The sequence below is a fragment of the Methylobacterium sp. 142-1Y genome (assembly GCF_057747795.1).
Genome location: NZ_CM173224.1, coordinates 2415561 through 2434274, shown reverse-complemented (window position 1 = coordinate 2434274; position 18714 = coordinate 2415561). Strand labels below are relative to the sequence as shown.

Genomic DNA, 18714 nt, shown 5'->3' with positions numbered 1-18714 from the left:
GCGACGAACCGCCGGCCCGACATCGCCCCGGTCATCGTGCGCCGCTCAGCGGATGAGGGCTTCATCCTCGCCTCCCGGGTTGATCTCGATCTCGCCGCGGCCCGCCATGTCCATGGCGAGGTCGGTGATGCTGCGGCGCGCCTCCATCACGTCGCGCTGGGCGGCCGGCTCGCCGCCGTTCAGCTCGTGCTCGACCATCCGGCGGACGCGGGCCGACAGCGCGCTCAGCACCACGGTGCGGAACTCGGCATCGGTGCCCTTGAGGGCCAGCACCAGGCGGTCGTTGGGCACCGCGTCGAACAGGGTGGTGCGCGCGCGCGGCGCCAGCTTGACGATGTCGTCGAAGGTGAAGAGCAGGCCCTTGAGGATCTCGACCGATTTCGGCAGCGTATCGGACAGGCTGGTTAGTGCCTCGTCCATCTGCTGGCGATCCATCTTGTTGATGATGTCGGCCATCTTGGCGTGGGTGTCGGCGCCGGAATTGCGCGAGCCGTTGATCAGGAAGTCCTCGTGCAGGGCGCGCTCGACCGCCTGCATCACGTCGTCGGTCACCGGCTTGAAGCTCAGCATCCGCCGCATCACGGTGTTGCGCACCGGCAGCGGCAGGTGCCCCATCACCTTGGCGGCGATGGCCGGCTTGACCTTCGACAGGATCAGGGCCGCGGTCTGCGGGTGCTCCTTGACGAGGTAGCTCGCGAGCGAGGTCTCCGACACCGTCGCCATCCGCTCCCAGACCGATCGGTTGGCGTTGCCGCGCAGGTCGGCCAGGATGTCGGCGACCTGGTCGGCCGGGAGCAGGCCGGTCAGGAGCTTCTCGACCTCCGACACCGTGCCGACGAGGCTCGAGCCGCTGGCGAATTCCTCGGCGAAGCTCTCGACCACGGTGTCGAGCAGGTCGGGGCTCACCGCACCGAGCCGCGAGGCCGAGTGGGTGATCCGCTTGATCTCGTCCGGCTCGAAGTACTTCAGCAGGCGCCCCGCCGCGGGCTTGCCCATGGCCAGGAGCAAGGTCGCGACCTGGTCGACGGGCGCGAGCTGGCGGGAGCCGCTGCGCAGGGCCGGGGGGGACGCCGCAAAGTTCACGCGATCAGCCGTTCTGTGCGGCGTCGGCCGGGCCGACCACCTCGGTCAGCGAGACGCCGAAGCGGGAATTCTCCTCCTCGACGATGACGATCTCGCCCCGGGCGATCACCCGGCCGTTGACCATCACGTCGACCGGCTCGCCGACCCGGTGGTCGAGGGAGACGATCGCGCCGCGGCCGAGCTTCATCAGGTTGGCGACCGGCATCGTGGCCGAGCCGAGCACCACCTGCACCAGGACCGGGATGCGCAGGATCGAATCGAGGTTGCGCCCGTCCTCGGCCGACCCGGGTTGGGATCCCTGGCTCGGGAAGGCGGGGCTGGCGCCGGCATCGGGGAAGGGGCTGGTGCTCATCGCGGGCTCGCGTGCAGGTCTCGACGTGTTGCTGACAGTCCTAAAGGTCCAAGCTGATCCGAGGCTTGCGGCCGTGTCGGTCTTGTCTCGCCCGGCGCCGGAAGGCGGAAGATCGGGACGCGGCACCAGTCTTCGGGGAAGACGTTACCGATTCATGGGGGCGATGCGGCGAGGACGCGACAGAGGCTTCTGACCGTGTCGCCGGCCCCTCCCGCCCGCGCCCTCATCCTGCGATGCCCACGAAGAGGGCCTCGAAGGAGGCCTCCAGAATGCGCCGAGGTGGCTGGAACCCTCCTTCGAGGTCAGTCCATCATCGATGAACTACAGCATTTTCCGACGAAGTGGAAACCGGTTCGTCGCAGAAAATGCGGCATAACAAGGACTTAGAGCGCTTCGCGATTGCAACGCGATCGTGAAGCGCTCTAACACCTCAGGATGAGGTCGTGGGTAGGAAAAGCCTGAAGACTGCAGGCTTTGCGTCCGTGTCGTGCACCGAGGGCAGCACGATCGGGCGCAGCCTTAGCGGCCCGCCCTCTCCTGCGCCGCCGCACGCCGCCCGGCCTCGAGGGCGTCGAGCGTCGCCTTCGCCTCCTCGATCTTGGCGCCCAGCGCCTCGAGGATCTCCCGGCCCTCGCCGGCAAAGCTCCGGACCGCCTCGCCGGCGCTCGCCAGCGCATGGCCGGAGGCCGCGACCGCCCGGCCGTACTCGGCCTGGGCGCGGTCGAGGCGCTTGAGCTTCAGGTAGAGCGGCAGCACGCAGGCATTGGTGCCCACCAGGGCGGCGAGCAGCACTCCGTCAACCAGCGAGACCATGCTCCGCCCCTTCCTTGTCCTGGATGGCCTCGTCGATCCGAAGGACGTAGGCCCCCTGCGACTGCCCGGCATGGCACCAGAACAGCGGCTTGTCGTTACCCTCGAGCTTGATGCGCGTCGCCGGCGTGGCGTCGAGGGCGATCACCTGGCCGACCTTCAGCCCGGCGATCTCGCCGAGGCTCAGGTGGCGCTCCTCCAGCACGGCGCGCAGGTGCACCGTGGTCTTCTGCACCTCGGCGGCGATCTGGCTCGTCCAGCGCGGGTCGCGGCGGGTGCTGGTCTCGCCGGTCAGCACCTTGGCAAGGCTCGGGCGCAGCGGGTTGAGCACCGTCTGCGGGATGATGATGAACATCTCGCCGCCGCGGCTCAACGCCTGGAGGTTGAACTTGGCCTGGATCGCCTTGTTGGTGCGCCGGCCGATCACCGCGAATTCCATCCGGGTCTCGGTGCGCTCCAGGGTGAACGCGGTCTTCGAGACGAGGCCGAACGAGGCTTCGAGCGCCCGGCCGACCTGCTCCAGGACGATCTGGGCGATGCGCAGCTCGATCGCCGAGAAGGCGCGCTCGTCGTCGACCGGCTGCTCCGTGCCGTCGGCGCCGAACAGCACCTCGACCATGGTGAAGACGAAGTCGCGGTCGAGGCCGACCAGGATGTGGCCGTCCCAGGCCGGGGCCTGGAAGATGCCCACCACCGCCTTCGCGTCGTAGGCGTCGAGGAACTCGCCGAAGCGCCCGGTCTCGACGCCGTTGAGCGAGTAGAGGATCGACGAGGCGGCGAGGTGCTTGAGGCCGTCGCCGCAGGCGGTGGCCAGGCGGTCGAAGATGAGCTGCAGCATCGGCAGCCGGTCCAGGGAGAGGCCGGCGGCCTCCTGGATGCGGGCGCGGATGTCGGCGGGGTTCTTGAGGATCGTCTGGTCGGAGAGGCTGGTCATGGCTCGCGTGTCCCGGCTCTCAGGCCGCTTCGCGGTTCTGGGCGCCCGGCACGGTCGCGGCCTCGACCTCGTCGATGGTCGGACGGTCGGCGGCGGCGATACCCTTGCGGCCGTGCTCGATCGCCACCTGCGGCAGGGCGCCGTTCATGTAGGCGATCAGGCTCTGCTTCACGATGGTGTAGACCGAGCACTGCTTCTCGCGCACGCCCTTCACCTTGATGGCGAGCGGCGCCAGCACGCCGTAGGAGGCGAACACTCCGAAGAAGGTGCCGACGAGGGCCGCGCCGATCAGGCCGCCGAGGATCTGCGGCGACTGGTCGAGCGCACCCATCGCCTTCACGATGCCGAGCACCGCCGCGACGATCCCGAGCGCCGGCAGCGCCTCCGCCACCGTGTTGATCGCGTTGTAAGGCTTGAGCGCGTACTTCTTGTGCGTGCCGATCTCCTCCTCCATCAGCGCCTCGATCTCGTGCGAGCGGGCGCCGCCGATCAGGATCAGCCGGCAATAGTCGCAGATGAACAGGACCAGGCCCTGGTCCTTGGTCACGTCCGGGTAGTTCTTGAAAATCTCGGAATTCGCCGGATCGTCGAAATGGGTCTCGACCTCGTTGCGCGGCTTGGTCTTGATCTCGCGCAGGAGGGCGTGGATCAGGCCGAGCAGCGACAGGAAGTCCTTGCGCTTCGGCCCCTTGCCGCTGAACGCCTCCATGGTCGCCTTGCCGGAATCGACCACGGTCTTCATCGGGTTGGCGATCACGAAGGTGCCGGCCGCCATGCCGCCGATGATGACGAACTCCCAGGGCTGCCAGATCACGATCAGGTGGCCGCCCATGGCCACGAAGCCGCCGAGCATGCAGCCGATGGCGATGAGAAGGCCGACGAGGATTCCCATATCCCGCAATGCTCCGTCTTGATGGGCTAGAGCATTTTCCGACGAGGTGGATACCGGCTCGGCGTAGAAAATGCGGCAAAATCAAGGATCTAGAGAAGCTTCGCGATCGCCGCGCGATCGTGAAGCTCTCCAGGGGTGTAAGGCCGGTGGCTTGCGCGGGGCTTTTTCAGCCCCGGACCGCCCGAGTCAGGTCGCCGGCCCGGCCTTGATCGCCCGGCGCAGGGCCGCCAGGGCCTCGATCAGGCGCCCGGCCTCGACGAGGGCGGCGACCCGCTCCAGGCTGTCCCGCTGGACCGGCCCGACCGTGGAGTGAGGGTCGAGCACCGGCGGCAGGCCCGCCGTGAACGCCTCCCGCCAGGTCGCGGCCGCCTCAGGCTCGATCAGGGCCTGCTGCACGCAGTAATAGAGCCGCTGCAGCGGCGTCCGCGCCGCCTCCGCCGACAGGATCTGGCTCGGCAGCAGCAGGGCTTCGGCGAGGTGGATCTCCGCGCCGAAGGCATCGTGCGCCCGGATCAGGGCGCCGTTGAGGAAGAACGTGCCGCCCTTCTTGAGGACGATGCGCGTCGGTGTCGTCTCGGCCTTGCCGCCGCGCGGGGTGGGCCCGGGATGTCCGCTCATGCGAGCCGGAATAGCCGCGCTGCCTTGCCCGGGCCTGTCCGAAAGGCAATTCCTGCCGGCCTCCCGGGGACATTCCTGCCGGGCGGCCGGGGTGTGGATAGCGGGTATTACCGAGGGCTTAATCGCTTGCTAAGGGGGTCCCCCCGATAGTGCATCTGTCGGCGGCGCCCCAGCAGGGCCGCCCGGCAGGTGCAGCGGATGGGCTTCCCCGAGCCCAAGACATGATGTCGAGCCGCAGCCCCCGGTGAGAATCCGGATGTGTCGAAGCGCAGTCGGTCGGACCCCTCGCGTCCGATGGCATGAAGCCGTTCCGCTGCACCGGTGTGAGCCCGGAACCTTGCACATTCCCGCCACGCTCAAAAACCGGAATCCCTCGCCGTGACCAGCCTGCTCACCAACAACGCCGCGATGACGGCGCTGACCACCCTCAAGAACATCAACCAGAACCTCGACACGACCAGCAACCGGGTCTCGACCGGCCAGCGCGTCTCGGCCGCCTCCGACAACGCCGCCTACTGGTCGATCGCCACCACGGTTCGCACCGACAACGCCTCGCTCGGCGCGGTCAAGGACTCGCTCGGCCTCGGCTCCTCGTCGGTCGACACCGCCTATAACGGCCTCAACAGCATCATCACCGACCTGCAGAACATGCGGGCCAAGCTGCAGACCGCGATGACCCCGGGCGTCGACCGCTCGAAGGTGCAGGTCGAGATCTCGGCGATCCAGTCGAAGATGAAGGCCACTGCCGATTCCTCGAACGCCAGCGGCCAGAACTGGCTCTCGGTCAATTCCTCGGCCAGCAACAGCGCCTACCTGGCGACCCAGAACGTGGTCGGCGGTTTCTCGCGCACCGCCAGCGGCAGCATCACCTTCTCGCAGATCGCCGTGAACGTGCAGAGCATCAAGCTCTACGACGTCAACTCGACCAGCGTCAGCACCGCCGCCACCAACGCCCAGGTTCTCGCCGCCACCTCTCTGACCGGCACGACCGGCTTCGGCTCGGGCGCCGGCACGGCGGACTTCTCGGGCCCGAACGAGGTCTCGCTGACCGTGACGGTCGGCGGCGTCGCCGGCACGCTGACCCTCAACGCCGGCAACATGCAGTCGGCCGCCCAGAACCTGTCCAAGGTCACCACCAGCGAGTTCCTCAACGCCCTCAACAACCAGATCGCCGCCAACGGCAGTCTCGCCGGCAAGGTCACGGCGGGCCTCGACTCGTCGGGCCGGCTCAACTTCACCACCACCGGCACCGGTGCAGCCTCGACCCTGAACGTCCAGCTCGCCAACCCGTCCGCGGGCGGCAAGCGGGTGCTCGATATCGGCCTCGGCACCGTCACGACGGGCGCGCAGTCGGCCGTGGCGACCGGCACTGCGATCACCACCCTCGACCTGTCGACGGGCTCGAAGGTGATCACGATCAACGACGGCGCCACGCCCAAGACCCTGACCCTGGTGGCGGCGGACTTCACCGCCCTGGGCGCCTCGGCGACCTCGGCGAGCAACACCGCGGTGAACGGCGCCGACCTGGTGGCGATCATGAACACCAAGCTCGCCGCGGCGACGGCCAGCACGGTGACCGCGTCGTTCTCGAACGGCAAGATCACGCTGTCTAACTCCGACAACACCAAGACGATCGCGACGGGCGGCGCCGACGTGGCGGCCTTCGGCTTCACCGCGACGACGTTCAACAACGTTGCGGGCGGCACGGTGGTGGTGCGCAGCGCCTCGGGCACGAATGCCGGGACGACGCAGGCGCAGGGCATCCTCGACACGACGGCGGGGACCTACAACGCGCAGTTCGGCGGCGGCTCGTACTCGATCGCCAACCTCGACATCTCGCAGCTGGTGGGCACCAACGGCGACGCGGACCTGCAGGCGATCATCTCGGCGGTCGACAAGGCGATCGGCAAGGTGACGGATGCGGGCACGAAGCTGGGTGCCAACAAGACGCAGATCGACGGCCAGAAGACCTTCGTCGACACGCTGATGAAGGCCAACGACCGCACGATCGGCATCCTGGTGGATGCGGACGTGGAGGAGGAGTCGACCAAGCTGAAGGCGCTGCAGACGCAGCAGCAGCTGGCGGTGCAGGCGCTCTCGATCGCCAACTCGGCGAGCCAGAACGTCCTCTCGCTCTTCCGCTAAGCGGCGGAGGGTGGCGGACCGCCGAGCGGTCCGCCGACCGACGCGACGATACAAGGCCACGTCCTCAGGGACGTGGCCTTTTTCTTTTGCTCATCGTCGTCTTGTGGTTAATGAAAATCTATGGTTAACGAGATCTTGACAATCGACCGGCGCGGGTTCGGTAAAAACCGACGCCTTTCCGATCTGCGCTCTTAAGCTTAATCGTCGAATAACCTTCTGGGTGCAGATTGGCTTCATCGACGGGGCGGCAGCGAGGCTGCTCCCCCGGCGAGGCAGGTGCAGCGGATGGGCTCCGACGAGCCCAGAGACATGATGTCGAACCGCTGACCCCGGTGAGAGTCCGGATGTCTAACGCGCAGCGAGTCGGGCTTGAGCGAGCCCTGGACGGCGATGCCGTCGTCCCGGGGGGATCAAGAGAGACCGACCGGATCGGCCGCGGGCTGGGCAATCCAGCGCGCCTCCGCTCGGTCGTCCCGACGGCATGAGGCCGTTCTGCTGTACCGGTGCGAGCCCGGATCACGATCGCCCTAGCCAGTAACGTGTAGATCAGGACGACCAGCCGTGACCAGCCTGCTGACCAACAACGCCGCGATGACGGCGCTGACCACCCTCAAGAACATCAACCAGAACCTCGACACGACCAGCAACCGGGTCTCGACCGGCCAGCGCGTCTCGGCCGCCTCCGACAACGCCGCCTATTGGTCGATCGCCACCACGGTGCGCACCGACAACGCCTCGCTCGGCGCGGTCAAGGACTCGCTCGGCCTCGGCTCCTCGTCGGTCGACACCGCCTATAACGGCCTCAACAGCATCATCTCCGACCTGCAGAACATGCGGGCCAAGCTGCAGACCGCGATGACCCCGGGCGTCGACCGCTCGAAGGTGCAGACCGAGATCGCCGCCATCCAGTCGAAGATGAAGGCGACCGCCGATTCCTCGAACTCGAGCGGCCAGAACTGGCTCTCGGTCAATTCCTCGGCCAGCAACAGCGCCTACCTGGCGACCCAGAACGTGGTCGGCGGTTTCTCGCGCACCGCCAGCGGGACCATCACCTTCTCGCAGATCGCCGTGAACGTGCAGAGCATCAAGCTCTACGACGTCAACTCGACCAGCGTGAACACCGCCGCCACCAATGCCCAGATCGTCGGCTCGACCTCGCTGACCGGCACCGCCGGTTTCGGCTCGGGCACCGGTACGGCGGACTTCTCGGGCCCGAACGAGGTCTCGCTGACCGTGACGGTCGGCGGCGTCGCCGGCACGCTGACCCTCAACGCCGGCAACATGCAGTCGGCCGCCCAGAACCTGTCCAAGGTCACCACCAGCGAGTTCCTCGCCGCCCTCAACAACCAGATCGCCGCCAACGGCAATCTCGCCGGTAAGGTCTCGGCAGGCCTCGACTCGTCGGGCCGGCTCAACTTCACCACCACCGGCACCGGCTCCTCCTCGACCCTGAACGTCCAGCTCGCCGACCCGTCGGTGGGCGGCAAGCGGGTGCTCGATATCGGCTTCGGCACCGTCACCACGGCGGCCCAGTCGGCCGTGGCGACCGGCACTGCGATCACCACCCTCGACCTGTCGACGGGCTCGAAGGTGATCACGATCAACGACGGCGCCACGCCCAAGACCCTGACCCTGGTGGCGGCGGACTTCACCGCCCTGGGCGCCTCGGCGACCTCGGCGAGCAACACCGCGGTGAACGGCGCCGACCTGGTGGCGATCATGAACACCAAGCTCGCCGCGGCGACGGCCAGCACGGTGACCGCGTCGTTCTCGAACGGCAAGATCACGCTGTCTAACTCCGACAACACCAAGACGATCGCGACGGGCGGCGCCGACGTGGCGGCCTTCGGCTTCACCGCGACGACGTTCAACAACGTTGCGGCCGGCACGGTGGTGGTGCGCAGCGCCTCGGGCACGAATGCCGGGACGACGCAGGCGCAGGGCATCCTCGACACGGCCGCGGGGACCTACAACCCGCAATTCGGCGGCGGCTCGTACTCGATCGCCAACCTCGACATCTCGAAGCTGGTGGGCACCAACGGCGACGCGGACCTGCAGGCGATCATCTCGGCGGTCGACAAGGCGATCGGCAAGGTGACGGATGCGGGTACGAAGCTGGGTGCCAACAAGACGCAGATCGACGGCCAGAAGACCTTCGTCGACACGCTGATGAAGGCCAACGACCGCACGATCGGCATCCTGGTGGATGCGGACGTGGAGGAGGAGTCGACCAAGCTGAAGGCGCTGCAGACGCAGCAGCAGCTGGCGGTGCAGGCGCTCTCGATCGCCAACTCGGCGAGCCAGAACGTCCTCTCGCTCTTCCGCTAAGATGACCGACCGCCGCCCTCCCGGCGGCGGTCACTCCGATGACGACGAAGCCCCGGGCGGTCGACCGCCCGGGGCTTCGTTGCATTCCGGTCCCTGAAAGGAGAGAGGGGATCAGCCGACGAAGGTGTAGCCGGCCAGACGCTTGGCCTCGATCGGGTCGTAGCCCAGCCGCATCCGCAGCTTCTTGCGCAGCTTGCTGATGTGGCCCTCGACGACGCTCTCGTCGACGGCCGCGTCGAGGTCGCCGTAGACCGCCTTGAAGATCTGGCCCTTGGTCACCGGCCGGCCGCGGTTGCGGGCGAGATAATCCAGGATGTCGCGCTCGCGCCGGGGCAGCAGCAGGCTCTGGCCGTCGATCTCCGGATCGCGCCCGTCGGTGTGGACGGTCAGGCGGCCGCTCTTGTCCGGGGTGCTCGCGGGCTTTGCCTCGCTGCGGTTGGTCCGGCGGCGGATCGCCCCGGCCCGGGCGATGATCTCGCGGACATGGACCGGCTTGCGCACCACGTCGTCGATGCCGGCGGTGAACAGCGCGAGGGTCTGCTCCAGGGAGCGGGTCTCGTTCAGCGCGATGATCGGCGCACCGGACAGGCTGCGCAGCAGGCCGGTGAAGGTCGCCCGGTCGGCGCAATCGCCGATGACGAAGCCCTGGACCGCCGCGAGGTCCTGGGCCGGCGTGGCGTCGATCCAGGTCTGGACGTCCCGCACGTCCAGCCCCCGGGCCGCCACGCCCTCCACGCCGAAGCCTTCCACGTAGTGTGCAGCCACGCTTTCCCGCTCGTCGACGACGATGTACACGCCAGCCCCCAAGATTTTTTGACGAGTTCTTCTGTTCCGTTGCCTGAGAAGGCAGCGGGGTTGCTTGGTTCTTGATTGTCGAAAATTACCGGAACTTCGCAGTGGACTTGCGTTGTCGGCCGGTATGCGCGTCGAGGCGCGGTTTGGTTAACGACTTGGTTAACGGACTTTCGCGCCGAAATGGTTAATTTTTTGTTAAGGACGCCCCCCGGCTGTCCATCTGAGGCCACACTCCGTTGCGCCACGGCAACGTGCGTCCTGGGAGGCGCGTGAAATCAACGGTTTAGGAAAAGGCCTGCCGCCCCGTGAGCCTGTTGCGCATCCGCAACGTTTCGACATTCCGTTGCGGCATCGCGCGTCGCCCCCATGCCGATCGCCCGGAGGGAGGCCGGTGGGAGAATGTCCGGGCCGAACTGATTCGCGAATGGTGCCCCGGGCGGACCGGTCTCGGCCCTTCCGGTGCTGCTGCGTCAGGCGTCGAGTTCCGGGTAGCGGCGGAAAATCCCGTCCTCGCTGAAGGGCACGCGCCGGTCGCTCGCGAGATAGGCGGCGATGCGCGGCCGGCGGGCCACGAGCCGGTGCAGGGCGACGACCTTCGGCGTGAACCCGAGCGCCTGCTCGGTCGCCCGCGGGAAGGCGTAGGCCAGGCCCTCGACCAGCTGGAACAGCGAGAGGTCGGCGTAGCTGAGGCTTTCTTCGACGAGGTGGCGCGGGCCGACGGGGTTCGTCGCCAGCACCCGCTCGAACCAGTGCAGGAATTTCGGGATCCGGCTCTCGCGAAAATCCGCGGCCCGGCGTGCGGCCTCTTCCGTCTGCTCCTCGTAGTACAGGGCGGAGGCGATCGGGTGGTGGCTGTCATGGGCCTCGGCCACCGCATCGGCGATGGTGAGCTGGATCTGGTGGGTCCAGATCCGGTCGGCCTCGCTCTCCCCGACGAGGCCGAGGCGCGGTCCGAGATAGTGCAGGATCGCGGCGGTCTGGCCGATCACCAGGTCGCCGTCACGCAGGTAGGGTGGGGCGAAGGGCGGGCGGGGCGGCGCGTCGAGGCCCGCCATCAGGCCGTCGATGCCGTCCTCGCGGGCGACATCGACGTAAGGCGCGCCGGCCTCCTCCAGGGCGAGACGGACGAACTCGCCCCGGCCCTGGATCATCGGCCAGTAATGGAGCTCGTAGGCCATCGGCGTCACCCTTCGCGCGAAACGGCGCCCGGGGGCGCCGTGACGAATCACCAGCCGCGCATCTCGTCGTGGTTCGGACGCCGGCCCTGCGGCGTCAACCCGTCGATCACGCCAGGCAGCACCTGGGCGAGCTGTGCCAGCAGGTCGTCCCGGCCCATTCCGGTCTGCCGGCTCAGGGTCTCGACCGTGTCGGGGCCGAGTGCCTGGGCGAGCTGCTGCGGCTGGATCGGCCGGTTGTGGCCCGGGCCGATCCACGATTCGATCGTCTCGCCGAGGCCGCCGCGGCGGAAGCGGTCGATGAGCTGGTCGAGACCGCCGGCGGCATCCTCCGGCTGCTCCCGGTCGAGGCGGGAATACGGCCCGGCGCCCTGGTCGAACGGGTTCTGCATGCCCCCGCTGCCGGGGGAGGGCGCCTGGGTCCCGCCGCCGGGGCCGTCGAGCATCCCGGCAAGGTCGGAATAGGGATTGTCCGGATCCTCGCCGCGCCGGCCGCGGGGCGCGTCGTCGCGCGGGTCCGGCGCACCGTAGCCGTGCGGATCCGGGGCGTCGCCGTCGTCGGGCCCGCCCTGCGGCACCGGCCGGCGGCCGCCGCCGAAGATGTCGCCGAAACCGCCCTGCATCGCCTTGGCGGCGAGCAGCATCAGCAGCGCCTTGACCAGGGGCGACATCGCCCCGGAGCCGCCCTCGCGGCCTCCCTCGTGCCGGCCCCCGCCTCCGAGGACGTTGCCGAGCACCGAACCGATGACCTGATCGAGCAGACCCATGGGCGACTCCCCTCGCGTGCGTTGCGCGGGGGTTAACCCTGGTGGCCGGCAAGGAGTTGCCTCAGCGTCGGTCGCCGGCCCCGTCGCCGCCGCCGGTGGCACGCCGGTCCTTGGGCTCGAGCTGGTCGAGGGGATTTGTGCGCGCGCGGGTGCTGCCGCTCAGGCCCGTGTCGCCGGGCATCACCTTGGTCTCGGGCTTGATCGCCTGCGGAGGGGCGATTCCCGACGCGTCGCCGCCCTTGCCGTCGGGGATGTCGGCCTGGGTCGGCTGGTCGCGCCGGTCCGAGATCGCGAGGGCCGGGGCGGCGCTCGCGGCCAGGATCAGAAAGGCGGAAAGCAGGCGGGCGAGCGGGGGCATGGCTGTCTCCTGCGAGGGTTTGCAGGGGCAAAGCGAACCGAAGCTCTGCGGTTCCGGCGGGGGCGCGGGAAAAACCCCGCGCTTCCGGCTCATGCGAGAAGGGCCGCCCCCGAGGAGCGGCCCTTCGGCGGATTACATGTTGATCAGGGCGCTGGCGGTGCCGAAGACCGTCATGGCGAGGCCCCCGGCCAGAACACCGATCATGCCGTAGGATACGGCGCGCAGAAGCTTCATGTCACTCATGTCCCGTCTCCTGTCGGATCAGCAGCGGTGCCCGCCCGCGGTCTGGCCGTATTGCTTGACCGGGAAGTTCTGCTGGTTGGCGTTGCCCTCCGAGGCCGAACTCATCGGGCAGGCGCCGTAGAACGGCACGCTGGTATTGGCGGAGCCGATCGAGCCGGTGGTCTCGACGTCGCGAGGGCCGAACGGGGTGGCGGGAGAGGTGGGGCCGAATGCCATGGCGGACGAGATCGGAGCGGCGCCAAGGACAATCGCAGTGACGACGGCGGCGATACGGGCCTTCATCTGGTATTCAGGCTCCTTATTCGCAGTGCAGGTCCGGGTTGGTGGCTGCTTCCGTTGCGATGATCGTAAGATAGGTGGGCGAAGGCCGTTGCGATGTGTCCTCGCGCACGCGGCGGAGCGGAACAAGAACTGGCCCGTCTCCGTGGCCGGCCGACGCTCATCGTGCGCCGTCGCTTGCGGGAGGGCGCGGGCGGACGCCCCGATCGGCCCGCCCGCGTCACAGCCCGCTACCACCCCGGCTCCGTCCCTGGAGCTATTCTCAACAGCGACACCCGAGCGGTGGCTTACGCGAAACGAGGTTCCTGCTGCCGATGGCCAAGCCCGTCCACTCGATGATCCGCGTCCTCGACGAGGAGCGCTCCCGCGCCTACTACGCCCGCGCCTTCGGCCTCGAACTCGCCGAGCGCGTCGGCTTCGACGGGTTCGCGCTCGTCTACCTGCGCCATCCCTCGTCGCCGTTCGAGCTGGAACTGACGGTCAATTTCGACCGCACCGAGCCCTACGATCTCGGCAACGGCTACGGCCACCTCGCGGTGGTGGTGGACGACGTCGATGCCGAGCATGCCCGCTTCACGCAGGAAGGCCTGCCCGCCACCCCGGTCAAGGACTTCCAGCACCAGGGCAAGACGCTCGCCCGCTTCTTCTTCGCCACCGATCCGGACGGCTACAAGATCGAGGTGATCCAGAAGGGCGGCCGCTTCGGCTGACATCCCCGGCGGGTGCGGGAGCGCGCGACAGACGCGCCCCGCGCCGGCCGACACGCGCACAGTAAAAAAATGACACCAGAGGAGACACGCCCATGAGAGAAGTCGATCCGCGCGTGCGGTTCAGCCGCCGCGGCTTCCTGCAGAGCGCCGCCGCCGCGGCGCCGGCCGCCGCCCTCGCCAGCGCCGCCGGGCTCCAGGTCTCGGAGGCCTGGGCCGAGAACGGCGCCGCCCTGTCGCCGGCCGAGCTGAAGACCCTGGTGAAGATGGCGCGGGACATCTACCCGCACGACTTCCTCGGCGACGTCTATTACATCACGGCGATCAAGCCCTGGGACGGCAAGGCCGCCGCCGACCCCTCGGTGAAGACGCTGCTGACCTCCGGGGTGCGCCGCCTCGACGAGGACGCGCAGGCCCGCCACAAGGTCGCTTACGCCCAGATCGGCTGGGAGGCCGACCGGGTCGCGGTGCTGGAGGGCATCAGCCACACGGACTTCTTCAAGAAGATCCGCTCGGACCTCGTCGTCTCGCTCTACAACCAGCCGGAGATCTGGCCGAAATTCGGCTACGAGGGGTCGTCCGCCGACAAGGGCGGCTACATCAACCGCGGCTTCAACGACATCGACTGGCTGCCGAAGGTCTAGCCGCCGGCACACGCACTCACGCCGACCGTCCACCAAAGAACAATCAATGAACAGCCGCGCCGGACCGGCCGCGACCGGCCGCGCGGACCCGGAGGAAACCATGGCCACATTCGACCTGAACGACGACGGGCTCGTCGTCATCGTCGGCTCGGGCGCCGGCGGCGGCACGCTCGGCACCGAGCTGGCATTGAAGGGCATCCGCTGCGTCATCCTCGAGGCCGGCGCCCGCCACAACATGGAGGATTTCGTCAACGACGAATGGGCGAGCTTCGCCCAGCTCGCCTGGACCGACATGCGCACCACCTCGGGTTCGTGGCGGGTGGCGCGGGACTTCCCCAACCTGCCGGCCTGGATCGTCAAGGCGGTGGGCGGTTCCACCGTGCACTGGGCCGGCGCCTCGTTGCGCTTCGAGGAGCACGAATTCCGCATCCGCGACCATTACGGCGCGCTGCCCGGCGCCAACCTCCTCGACTGGCCGATCACCCGGGCCGAGCTCGATCCCTGGTACACCAAGGCCGAGGACCGGATGGGGGTGACCCGCACCAACAACATCCCGGGCCTGCCGGGCAACAACAACTTCAAGGTGATGGAGGCCGGCGCCCGCCGGGTCGGCTACAAGGAAGTCCATACCGGGCGGATGGCGATCAACAGCGAGGAGCGCCACGACCGCGGCGCGTGCCAGCAGATCGGCTTCTGCTTCCAGGGCTGCAAGTCGGGGGCGAAATGGTCGACCCTGATCGCCGAGATCCCCCGCGGCGAGGAGACCGGCAACCTCGAAGTGCGCCCGAACTGCATGGCGCTCCGCATCGAGCACGACGCCTCCGGCAAGGTGACCGGCGTGGTCTATGCCGATGCCGACGGCAAGCTCCAGCGCCAGAAGGCCCGCATCGTCGCGGTGGCCGGCAACTCGATCGAGAGCCCGCGGCTCCTCCTCAACAGCGCCTCCAGCATGTTCCCGGACGGGCTCGCCAATTCCTCGGGCCAGGTCGGCCGCAACTACATGCGGCACATGACCGGCAGCGTCTACGGCGTGTTCGAGAAGTCGGTGCACATGTATCGCGGCACCACCATGGCGGGCATCATCCGGGACGAGGCGCATCACGACCCCAAGCGCGGCTTCTCCGGCGGCTACGAGATGGAGACGGTCTCGCTCGGCGTGCCGTTCATGGCCGCCTTCCTCAATCCCGGTGCCTGGGGCCGCTCCTTCACCAGCGCCATGGAGCAGTATCCGCGCATGGCCGGGATGTGGCTCGTCGGCGAGGACATGCCGCAGGAGACGAACCGCATCACCCTCGATCCCGCCGTCAAGGACAAGCACGGGATGCCGGTGGCAAGCGTCCATTACGACGATCATCCCAACGACGTCGCGATGCGCAACCACGCCTACAAGCAGGGCGCGGCGATCTACGAGGCGGTCGGCGCCACCGTCACCTACCCGGTCACGCCCTATCCGAGCACCCACAACATGGGCACCAACCGGATGAGCGCGAAGCCGCGGGACGGGGTGCTGAACAAGTTCGGCCAGACCCACGACGTGAAGAACCTGTTCGTCTCCGACGGCAGCCAGTTCACGAGCGGCGCGGCCTGCAACCCGACCCTGACCATCGTCGCCCTGGCGCTCCGCCAGGCCGACCACATCGCCGGTGCGATGCAACGGCGGGACATCTGATGCGCGCCCTCATCCTCGTCCTGCTCGCGTCCCTCGCGGCGGGCCCCGCACTCGCCCAAGGCTCACCGACCCCCGCCGCCCCCTCGCGCCAGCCGGGCGGGGCGGCGGCCTATCCCGACAGCCCCGGCGGCCAGCCGGCGGCCGAGCGGGGCGGCCGATCGGTCGCGACCGATCACGGCGCCTGTCCGGCCGGCGGCCCGTGCCCGGCGGCGCCCGGCCCCTCGGGGGCGGCGGATGCGAGCCGCACCGCAGTGCCGAGCAGCTCGGTCGGAAAGCCCGGGCCGGTGCCGAGCACCGCCTACCCGGACGCTCCCGGCGGGATGCCGTCGAACCGCCCGGATGGTGCGGCGCCGCGCTGACGCGGTCCGTCTTACCCGGGCGCGGCGGCGGCGCGTCCGGGTGAGACGTTTCGGCAAGGAATCACAGCAACGATGGCTGGCGCCGTGTCATTCGGCGGTGGGACGTGACCGCGAACCTGTCAGGATAAGCCGGACCTTCGGCGTTAGGGCACCGGTAACAGGCCGCTGCGCATTGTCCCGACGCTTCCCGTCGGTCGCGATCTCCCGATGATCTTACCCAGCCACGCCGGCGTGACGGCGATCGTGACGCGGATCTCTCTCCGCTCCGGCGCCGAAGACGACTTTTCGCGATGGCAGGCCGCCCTGACCCGGGCGGCCTGCGAGGCGCCGGGCTTCGTCAGCCTGGAGATCGTTCCGGTCGCACCCCAGGCGCCGGACTGGCACGTGGTCCAGCGCTTTCGCGATGCGGCGGCGCTTGGCGCCTGGCGCGACGGCCCGGCCCGGGCGGAGTACCTGGCGGCCCTGGCGCCGCTCCTCGATCCCGATCATCCCGCCGACGACGAGGCGGCTCCCGACGTCCACGACCTCGCCTGCGTGACCGAGGTGGTCGCCACCCGGGTCGAACCCGGGCGCGAGCCCGCCTTCCGCGCCTGGGCCGAGGCGGCGCAGGCCGCGCAGGCGCGGTTCCCCGGCTATGCCGGCACCCTCGTCCAGGCGCCGCTGCCGCCGCAAATCCCCTACTGGACGGCGCTGGTGCGCTTCGCCACGCCGGCCGAGCTCGATGCCTGGCTCACCTCGCCCGAGCGCCGGGCGCTGCTCCGCCAGGCCGATCCGGCGGTCGCGACCTGGACCAGCCGACGCCTCGCCGCGCCCTTCGCCGGCTGGTTCCCGGAGGAGGGCGGCGCGACCCCGCCGGCCTGGAAGCAGACGGCCCTGGTGCTGCTCGTGCTGTTTCCGGTGGTGATGCTGGAGATCCGCTGCCTCAGCCCGCTCACCGCCGGGCTGCCGGTGGCGGTCGCGACCTTCATCGGCAACGCGATCAGCGTGGCCCTGGTCTCCTGGCTGCTGATGGGGCTCGCCACCGCCGCCCTCGGCTGGTGGCTGACCCCGGCGCCGCAAGCGCGACGGCGGATTGAGTTTCTCGGCGCCTGCGTCATGCTGGGGCTGTACGCGGCCGAGATCGCCCAGTTCACCTTCCTGCCGTAGCGCTCCCGCCCGAAAGGCGAAAGGACTTCACGATGACGGACGACCACAGGACGTTCATGGCCCGTGCCATCGAATTGTCGGAGAAGACCTCGCTCGTCGAGAGCGCCGGCGGGGTGTTCGGCTGCGTGATCGTGCAGGACGGCCAAATCCTGGCCGAGGGTGCGAACCGCGTCGTCGCCGAGAACGACCCGACCTGGCACGGCGAGATGGAGGCGATCCGCAAGGCCTGCAAGGCGCAAGGCAGCTTCAAGCTCCGCGACGCCACGCTCTATACCAGCGCCGAACCGTGCCCGATGTGCATGGCGGCGGCCTACTGGGCCGGCATCAAGGAGATCTATTACGCCTCGACCAACGAGGATGCGCTGCGCTACGGCGACTTCGACGACAGCATGATCTACGGCGAGCTGAAGAAGCCGGTCGACGAGCGCTCGATCCCGACCCGCCAGGTCATGCGGGCCGAGGCCGTCGAGGTCTGGAAGAAGTACCACGACAAGGCCGACCGCGTGCCGTACTGAGCCGGTCCGACCTGCTCCACGATCCTGACATCCTCTTCGTCGTCCCGGGTTCCCGGCTGCGCCGGGCCCGGGATGATGAAGAGTGTCGAAGCAGTATCATGGACTCCGAGGTTTCGGGCTCCGGGATGCCCTCTTCCTCACGCCGCCTCGTCGCGCTTGCCCAGCCGCTTGTCGAGGTAGGTGTCCACCGTCTGGGTCAGCTCGTCGACCTTGCCGTCGAAGAAGTGGTTGGCACCGTCGACGATCTGGTGCTCGATGATGACGCCCTTCTGGGTCTTCACCTTCTCGATCACCGGCATCACCTCGCGGGCCGGCGCGACCCGGTCCTCGGAGCCGTGCACGAACAGGCCCGAGGACGGGCAGGGGGCGAGGAAGCTGAAATCGTAGCGGTTGGCCATCGCGGCGATCGAGATGAAGCCCTCGATCTCCGGGCGGCGCATCAGGAGCTGCATGCCGATCCAGGAGCCGAACGAGACGCCGGCGATCCAGCAGGCCCGGGCCTCGGGGTTCATCGCCTGGACCCAGTCGAGGGCGGCGGCGGCATCCGACAACTCGCCGACGCCGTGGTCGAATGCGCCCTGGCTGCGGCCGACGCCGCGGAAATTGAAGCGCAGGGCCGCGAAACCGCGATTCGCGAACGTATAGAACAGGTTGTAGACGATCTGGTTGTTCATCGTGCCGCCGAATTGCGGGTGCGGATGCAGCACGATGGCGATCGGGGCGCCCTTCTGTTTCGGCGCCTGGTAGCGCCCCTCCAGCCGACCGGCGGGACCGGCGAAGATGACCTCGGGCATGAACGACCTCTTTCGAGCTTCAACGCTGCGTGAATGCGGCGCGGGAACGGCTGGGCACCCCGTGTCCGATGCTTGACTCGGGGTCGGTCTCCCATAAAAGC

General features: G+C 68.7%; 20 protein-coding genes. 8 read left to right on the top strand and 12 right to left on the bottom strand.

Annotated features, from left to right (window positions below; translation table 11 throughout):
• Window positions 1-45 precede the first annotated feature (45 nt).
• The 6 genes from AC3AOF_RS11135 to AC3AOF_RS11110 form a co-directional block, all read right to left on the bottom strand.
• The gene (locus tag AC3AOF_RS11135) at window positions 46-1083 is read right to left on the bottom strand and encodes a flagellar motor switch protein FliG (RefSeq protein ID WP_236992374.1); all 1038 of its coding nucleotides are present in this window, start codon (window positions 1081-1083) and stop codon (window positions 46-48) included.
• Between the two features lie 4 nt (window positions 1084-1087).
• Window positions 1088-1435: a flagellar motor switch protein FliN gene (gene fliN / locus AC3AOF_RS11130; protein WP_236992373.1), complete on the bottom strand. Its 348-nt coding sequence runs from the start codon at window positions 1433-1435 to the stop codon at window positions 1088-1090.
• Between the two features lie 519 nt (window positions 1436-1954).
• Entirely contained in the window at window positions 1955-2248 is a 294-nt protein-coding gene (locus AC3AOF_RS11125) for a hypothetical protein (RefSeq protein ID WP_488348554.1), read from the bottom strand.
• A complete protein-coding gene (locus tag AC3AOF_RS11120) occupies window positions 2232-3179 on the bottom strand; it encodes a flagellar motor switch protein FliM (RefSeq protein ID WP_236992371.1) in 948 nt (315 codons plus the stop codon). The genes AC3AOF_RS11125 and AC3AOF_RS11120 overlap by 17 nt, the downstream gene beginning before the upstream one ends.
• 19 nt (window positions 3180-3198) lie before the next feature.
• Window positions 3199-4071, bottom strand: a complete 873-nt coding sequence (motA, locus tag AC3AOF_RS11115; protein ID WP_060848193.1) for a flagellar motor stator protein MotA — start codon at window positions 4069-4071, stop codon at window positions 3199-3201.
• Between the two features lie 186 nt (window positions 4072-4257).
• A complete protein-coding gene (locus AC3AOF_RS11110; RefSeq protein WP_236992370.1) occupies window positions 4258-4689 on the bottom strand; it encodes a flagellar biosynthesis repressor FlbT in 432 nt (143 codons plus the stop codon).
• Window positions 4690-5067: 378 nt separating this feature from the next.
• On the opposite strand from AC3AOF_RS11110, the gene AC3AOF_RS11105 reads away from it, so the two are divergent.
• Entirely contained in the window at window positions 5068-6834 is a 1767-nt protein-coding gene (locus tag AC3AOF_RS11105) for a flagellin N-terminal helical domain-containing protein (protein ID WP_236992369.1), read from the top strand.
• Between the two features lie 561 nt (window positions 6835-7395).
• Window positions 7396-9162, top strand: a complete 1767-nt coding sequence (locus tag AC3AOF_RS11100) for a flagellin N-terminal helical domain-containing protein (RefSeq protein WP_488348553.1) — start codon at window positions 7396-7398, stop codon at window positions 9160-9162.
• Between the two features lie 111 nt (window positions 9163-9273).
• Here AC3AOF_RS11100 and AC3AOF_RS11095 read toward each other — a convergent pair whose 3' ends face one another.
• The 5 genes from AC3AOF_RS11095 to AC3AOF_RS11075 form a co-directional block, all read right to left on the bottom strand.
• The gene (locus AC3AOF_RS11095) at window positions 9274-9957 is read right to left on the bottom strand and encodes a response regulator transcription factor (protein WP_236992367.1); all 684 of its coding nucleotides are present in this window, start codon (window positions 9955-9957) and stop codon (window positions 9274-9276) included.
• A 470-nt stretch (window positions 9958-10427) separates the two neighbouring features.
• A complete protein-coding gene (locus AC3AOF_RS11090) occupies window positions 10428-11135 on the bottom strand; it encodes a glutathione S-transferase (protein WP_488348552.1) in 708 nt (235 codons plus the stop codon).
• Between the two features lie 47 nt (window positions 11136-11182).
• Window positions 11183-11899: a YidB family protein gene (locus AC3AOF_RS11085; protein WP_488348551.1), complete on the bottom strand. Its 717-nt coding sequence runs from the start codon at window positions 11897-11899 to the stop codon at window positions 11183-11185.
• Between the two features lie 61 nt (window positions 11900-11960).
• Window positions 11961-12257, bottom strand: a complete 297-nt coding sequence (locus AC3AOF_RS11080; protein WP_236992364.1) for a hypothetical protein — start codon at window positions 12255-12257, stop codon at window positions 11961-11963.
• A gap of 261 nt (window positions 12258-12518) precedes the next feature.
• On the bottom strand, window positions 12519-12782 hold the full coding sequence (locus tag AC3AOF_RS11075) for a hypothetical protein (RefSeq protein WP_488348550.1): 264 nt from the start codon (window positions 12780-12782) through the stop codon (window positions 12519-12521).
• A gap of 311 nt (window positions 12783-13093) precedes the next feature.
• On the opposite strand from AC3AOF_RS11075, the gene AC3AOF_RS11070 reads away from it, so the two are divergent.
• The 6 genes from AC3AOF_RS11070 to AC3AOF_RS11045 all read left to right on the top strand — a co-directional run bounded on the left by AC3AOF_RS11070 (window position 13094) and on the right by AC3AOF_RS11045 (window position 17819).
• On the top strand, window positions 13094-13489 hold the full coding sequence (locus AC3AOF_RS11070) for a VOC family protein (RefSeq protein WP_488348549.1): 396 nt from the start codon (window positions 13094-13096) through the stop codon (window positions 13487-13489).
• Window positions 13490-13581: 92 nt separating this feature from the next.
• Entirely contained in the window at window positions 13582-14130 is a 549-nt protein-coding gene (locus AC3AOF_RS11065; RefSeq protein WP_236992361.1) for a twin-arginine translocation signal domain-containing protein, read from the top strand.
• Window positions 14131-14230: 100 nt separating this feature from the next.
• On the top strand, window positions 14231-15799 hold the full coding sequence (locus tag AC3AOF_RS11060) for a GMC family oxidoreductase (RefSeq protein WP_488348548.1): 1569 nt from the start codon (window positions 14231-14233) through the stop codon (window positions 15797-15799).
• Window positions 15799-16158 (top strand): hypothetical protein, encoded by a 360-nt coding sequence (locus AC3AOF_RS11055; RefSeq protein ID WP_488348547.1) that lies wholly within the window; start codon window positions 15799-15801, stop codon window positions 16156-16158. Before AC3AOF_RS11060 ends, AC3AOF_RS11055 begins: the two co-directional genes overlap by 1 nt.
• A gap of 207 nt (window positions 16159-16365) precedes the next feature.
• Window positions 16366-17304: an antibiotic biosynthesis monooxygenase gene (locus tag AC3AOF_RS11050; protein ID WP_488348546.1), complete on the top strand. Its 939-nt coding sequence runs from the start codon at window positions 16366-16368 to the stop codon at window positions 17302-17304.
• A 32-nt stretch (window positions 17305-17336) separates the two neighbouring features.
• On the top strand, window positions 17337-17819 hold the full coding sequence (locus AC3AOF_RS11045; RefSeq protein ID WP_488348545.1) for a nucleoside deaminase: 483 nt from the start codon (window positions 17337-17339) through the stop codon (window positions 17817-17819).
• A gap of 137 nt (window positions 17820-17956) precedes the next feature.
• Here AC3AOF_RS11045 and AC3AOF_RS11040 read toward each other — a convergent pair whose 3' ends face one another.
• Window positions 17957-18613, bottom strand: coding sequence for an alpha/beta hydrolase (locus AC3AOF_RS11040; protein WP_236992356.1), 657 nt, complete (start codon window positions 18611-18613; stop codon window positions 17957-17959).
• Window positions 18614-18714 lie beyond the last annotated feature (101 nt).

Coding starts and splice junctions, on each gene's coding strand:
- fliN (WP_236992373.1), bottom strand. CDS start 1,435: ATGAGCACCAGCCCCTTCCCCGATGCCGGCGCCAGCCCCGCCTTCCCG.
- AC3AOF_RS11125 (WP_488348554.1), bottom strand. CDS start 2,248: ATGGTCTCGCTGGTTGACGGAGTGCTGCTCGCCGCCCTGGTGGGCACC.
- AC3AOF_RS11120 (WP_236992371.1), bottom strand. CDS start 3,179: ATGACCAGCCTCTCCGACCAGACGATCCTCAAGAACCCCGCCGACATC.
- motA (WP_060848193.1), bottom strand. CDS start 4,071: ATGGGAATCCTCGTCGGCCTTCTCATCGCCATCGGCTGCATGCTCGGC.
- AC3AOF_RS11110 (WP_236992370.1), bottom strand. CDS start 4,689: ATGAGCGGACATCCCGGGCCCACCCCGCGCGGCGGCAAGGCCGAGACG.
- AC3AOF_RS11090 (WP_488348552.1), bottom strand. CDS start 11,135: ATGGCCTACGAGCTCCATTACTGGCCGATGATCCAGGGCCGGGGCGAG.
- AC3AOF_RS11085 (WP_488348551.1), bottom strand. CDS start 11,899: ATGGGTCTGCTCGATCAGGTCATCGGTTCGGTGCTCGGCAACGTCCTC.
- AC3AOF_RS11080 (WP_236992364.1), bottom strand. CDS start 12,257: ATGCCCCCGCTCGCCCGCCTGCTTTCCGCCTTTCTGATCCTGGCCGCG.
- AC3AOF_RS11075 (WP_488348550.1), bottom strand. CDS start 12,782: ATGAAGGCCCGTATCGCCGCCGTCGTCACTGCGATTGTCCTTGGCGCC.
- AC3AOF_RS11070 (WP_488348549.1), top strand. CDS start 13,094: ATGGCCAAGCCCGTCCACTCGATGATCCGCGTCCTCGACGAGGAGCGC.
- AC3AOF_RS11065 (WP_236992361.1), top strand. CDS start 13,582: ATGAGAGAAGTCGATCCGCGCGTGCGGTTCAGCCGCCGCGGCTTCCTG.
- AC3AOF_RS11060 (WP_488348548.1), top strand. CDS start 14,231: ATGGCCACATTCGACCTGAACGACGACGGGCTCGTCGTCATCGTCGGC.
- AC3AOF_RS11055 (WP_488348547.1), top strand. CDS start 15,799: ATGCGCGCCCTCATCCTCGTCCTGCTCGCGTCCCTCGCGGCGGGCCCC.
- AC3AOF_RS11050 (WP_488348546.1), top strand. CDS start 16,366: ATGATCTTACCCAGCCACGCCGGCGTGACGGCGATCGTGACGCGGATC.
- AC3AOF_RS11045 (WP_488348545.1), top strand. CDS start 17,337: ATGACGGACGACCACAGGACGTTCATGGCCCGTGCCATCGAATTGTCG.
- AC3AOF_RS11040 (WP_236992356.1), bottom strand. CDS start 18,613: ATGCCCGAGGTCATCTTCGCCGGTCCCGCCGGTCGGCTGGAGGGGCGC.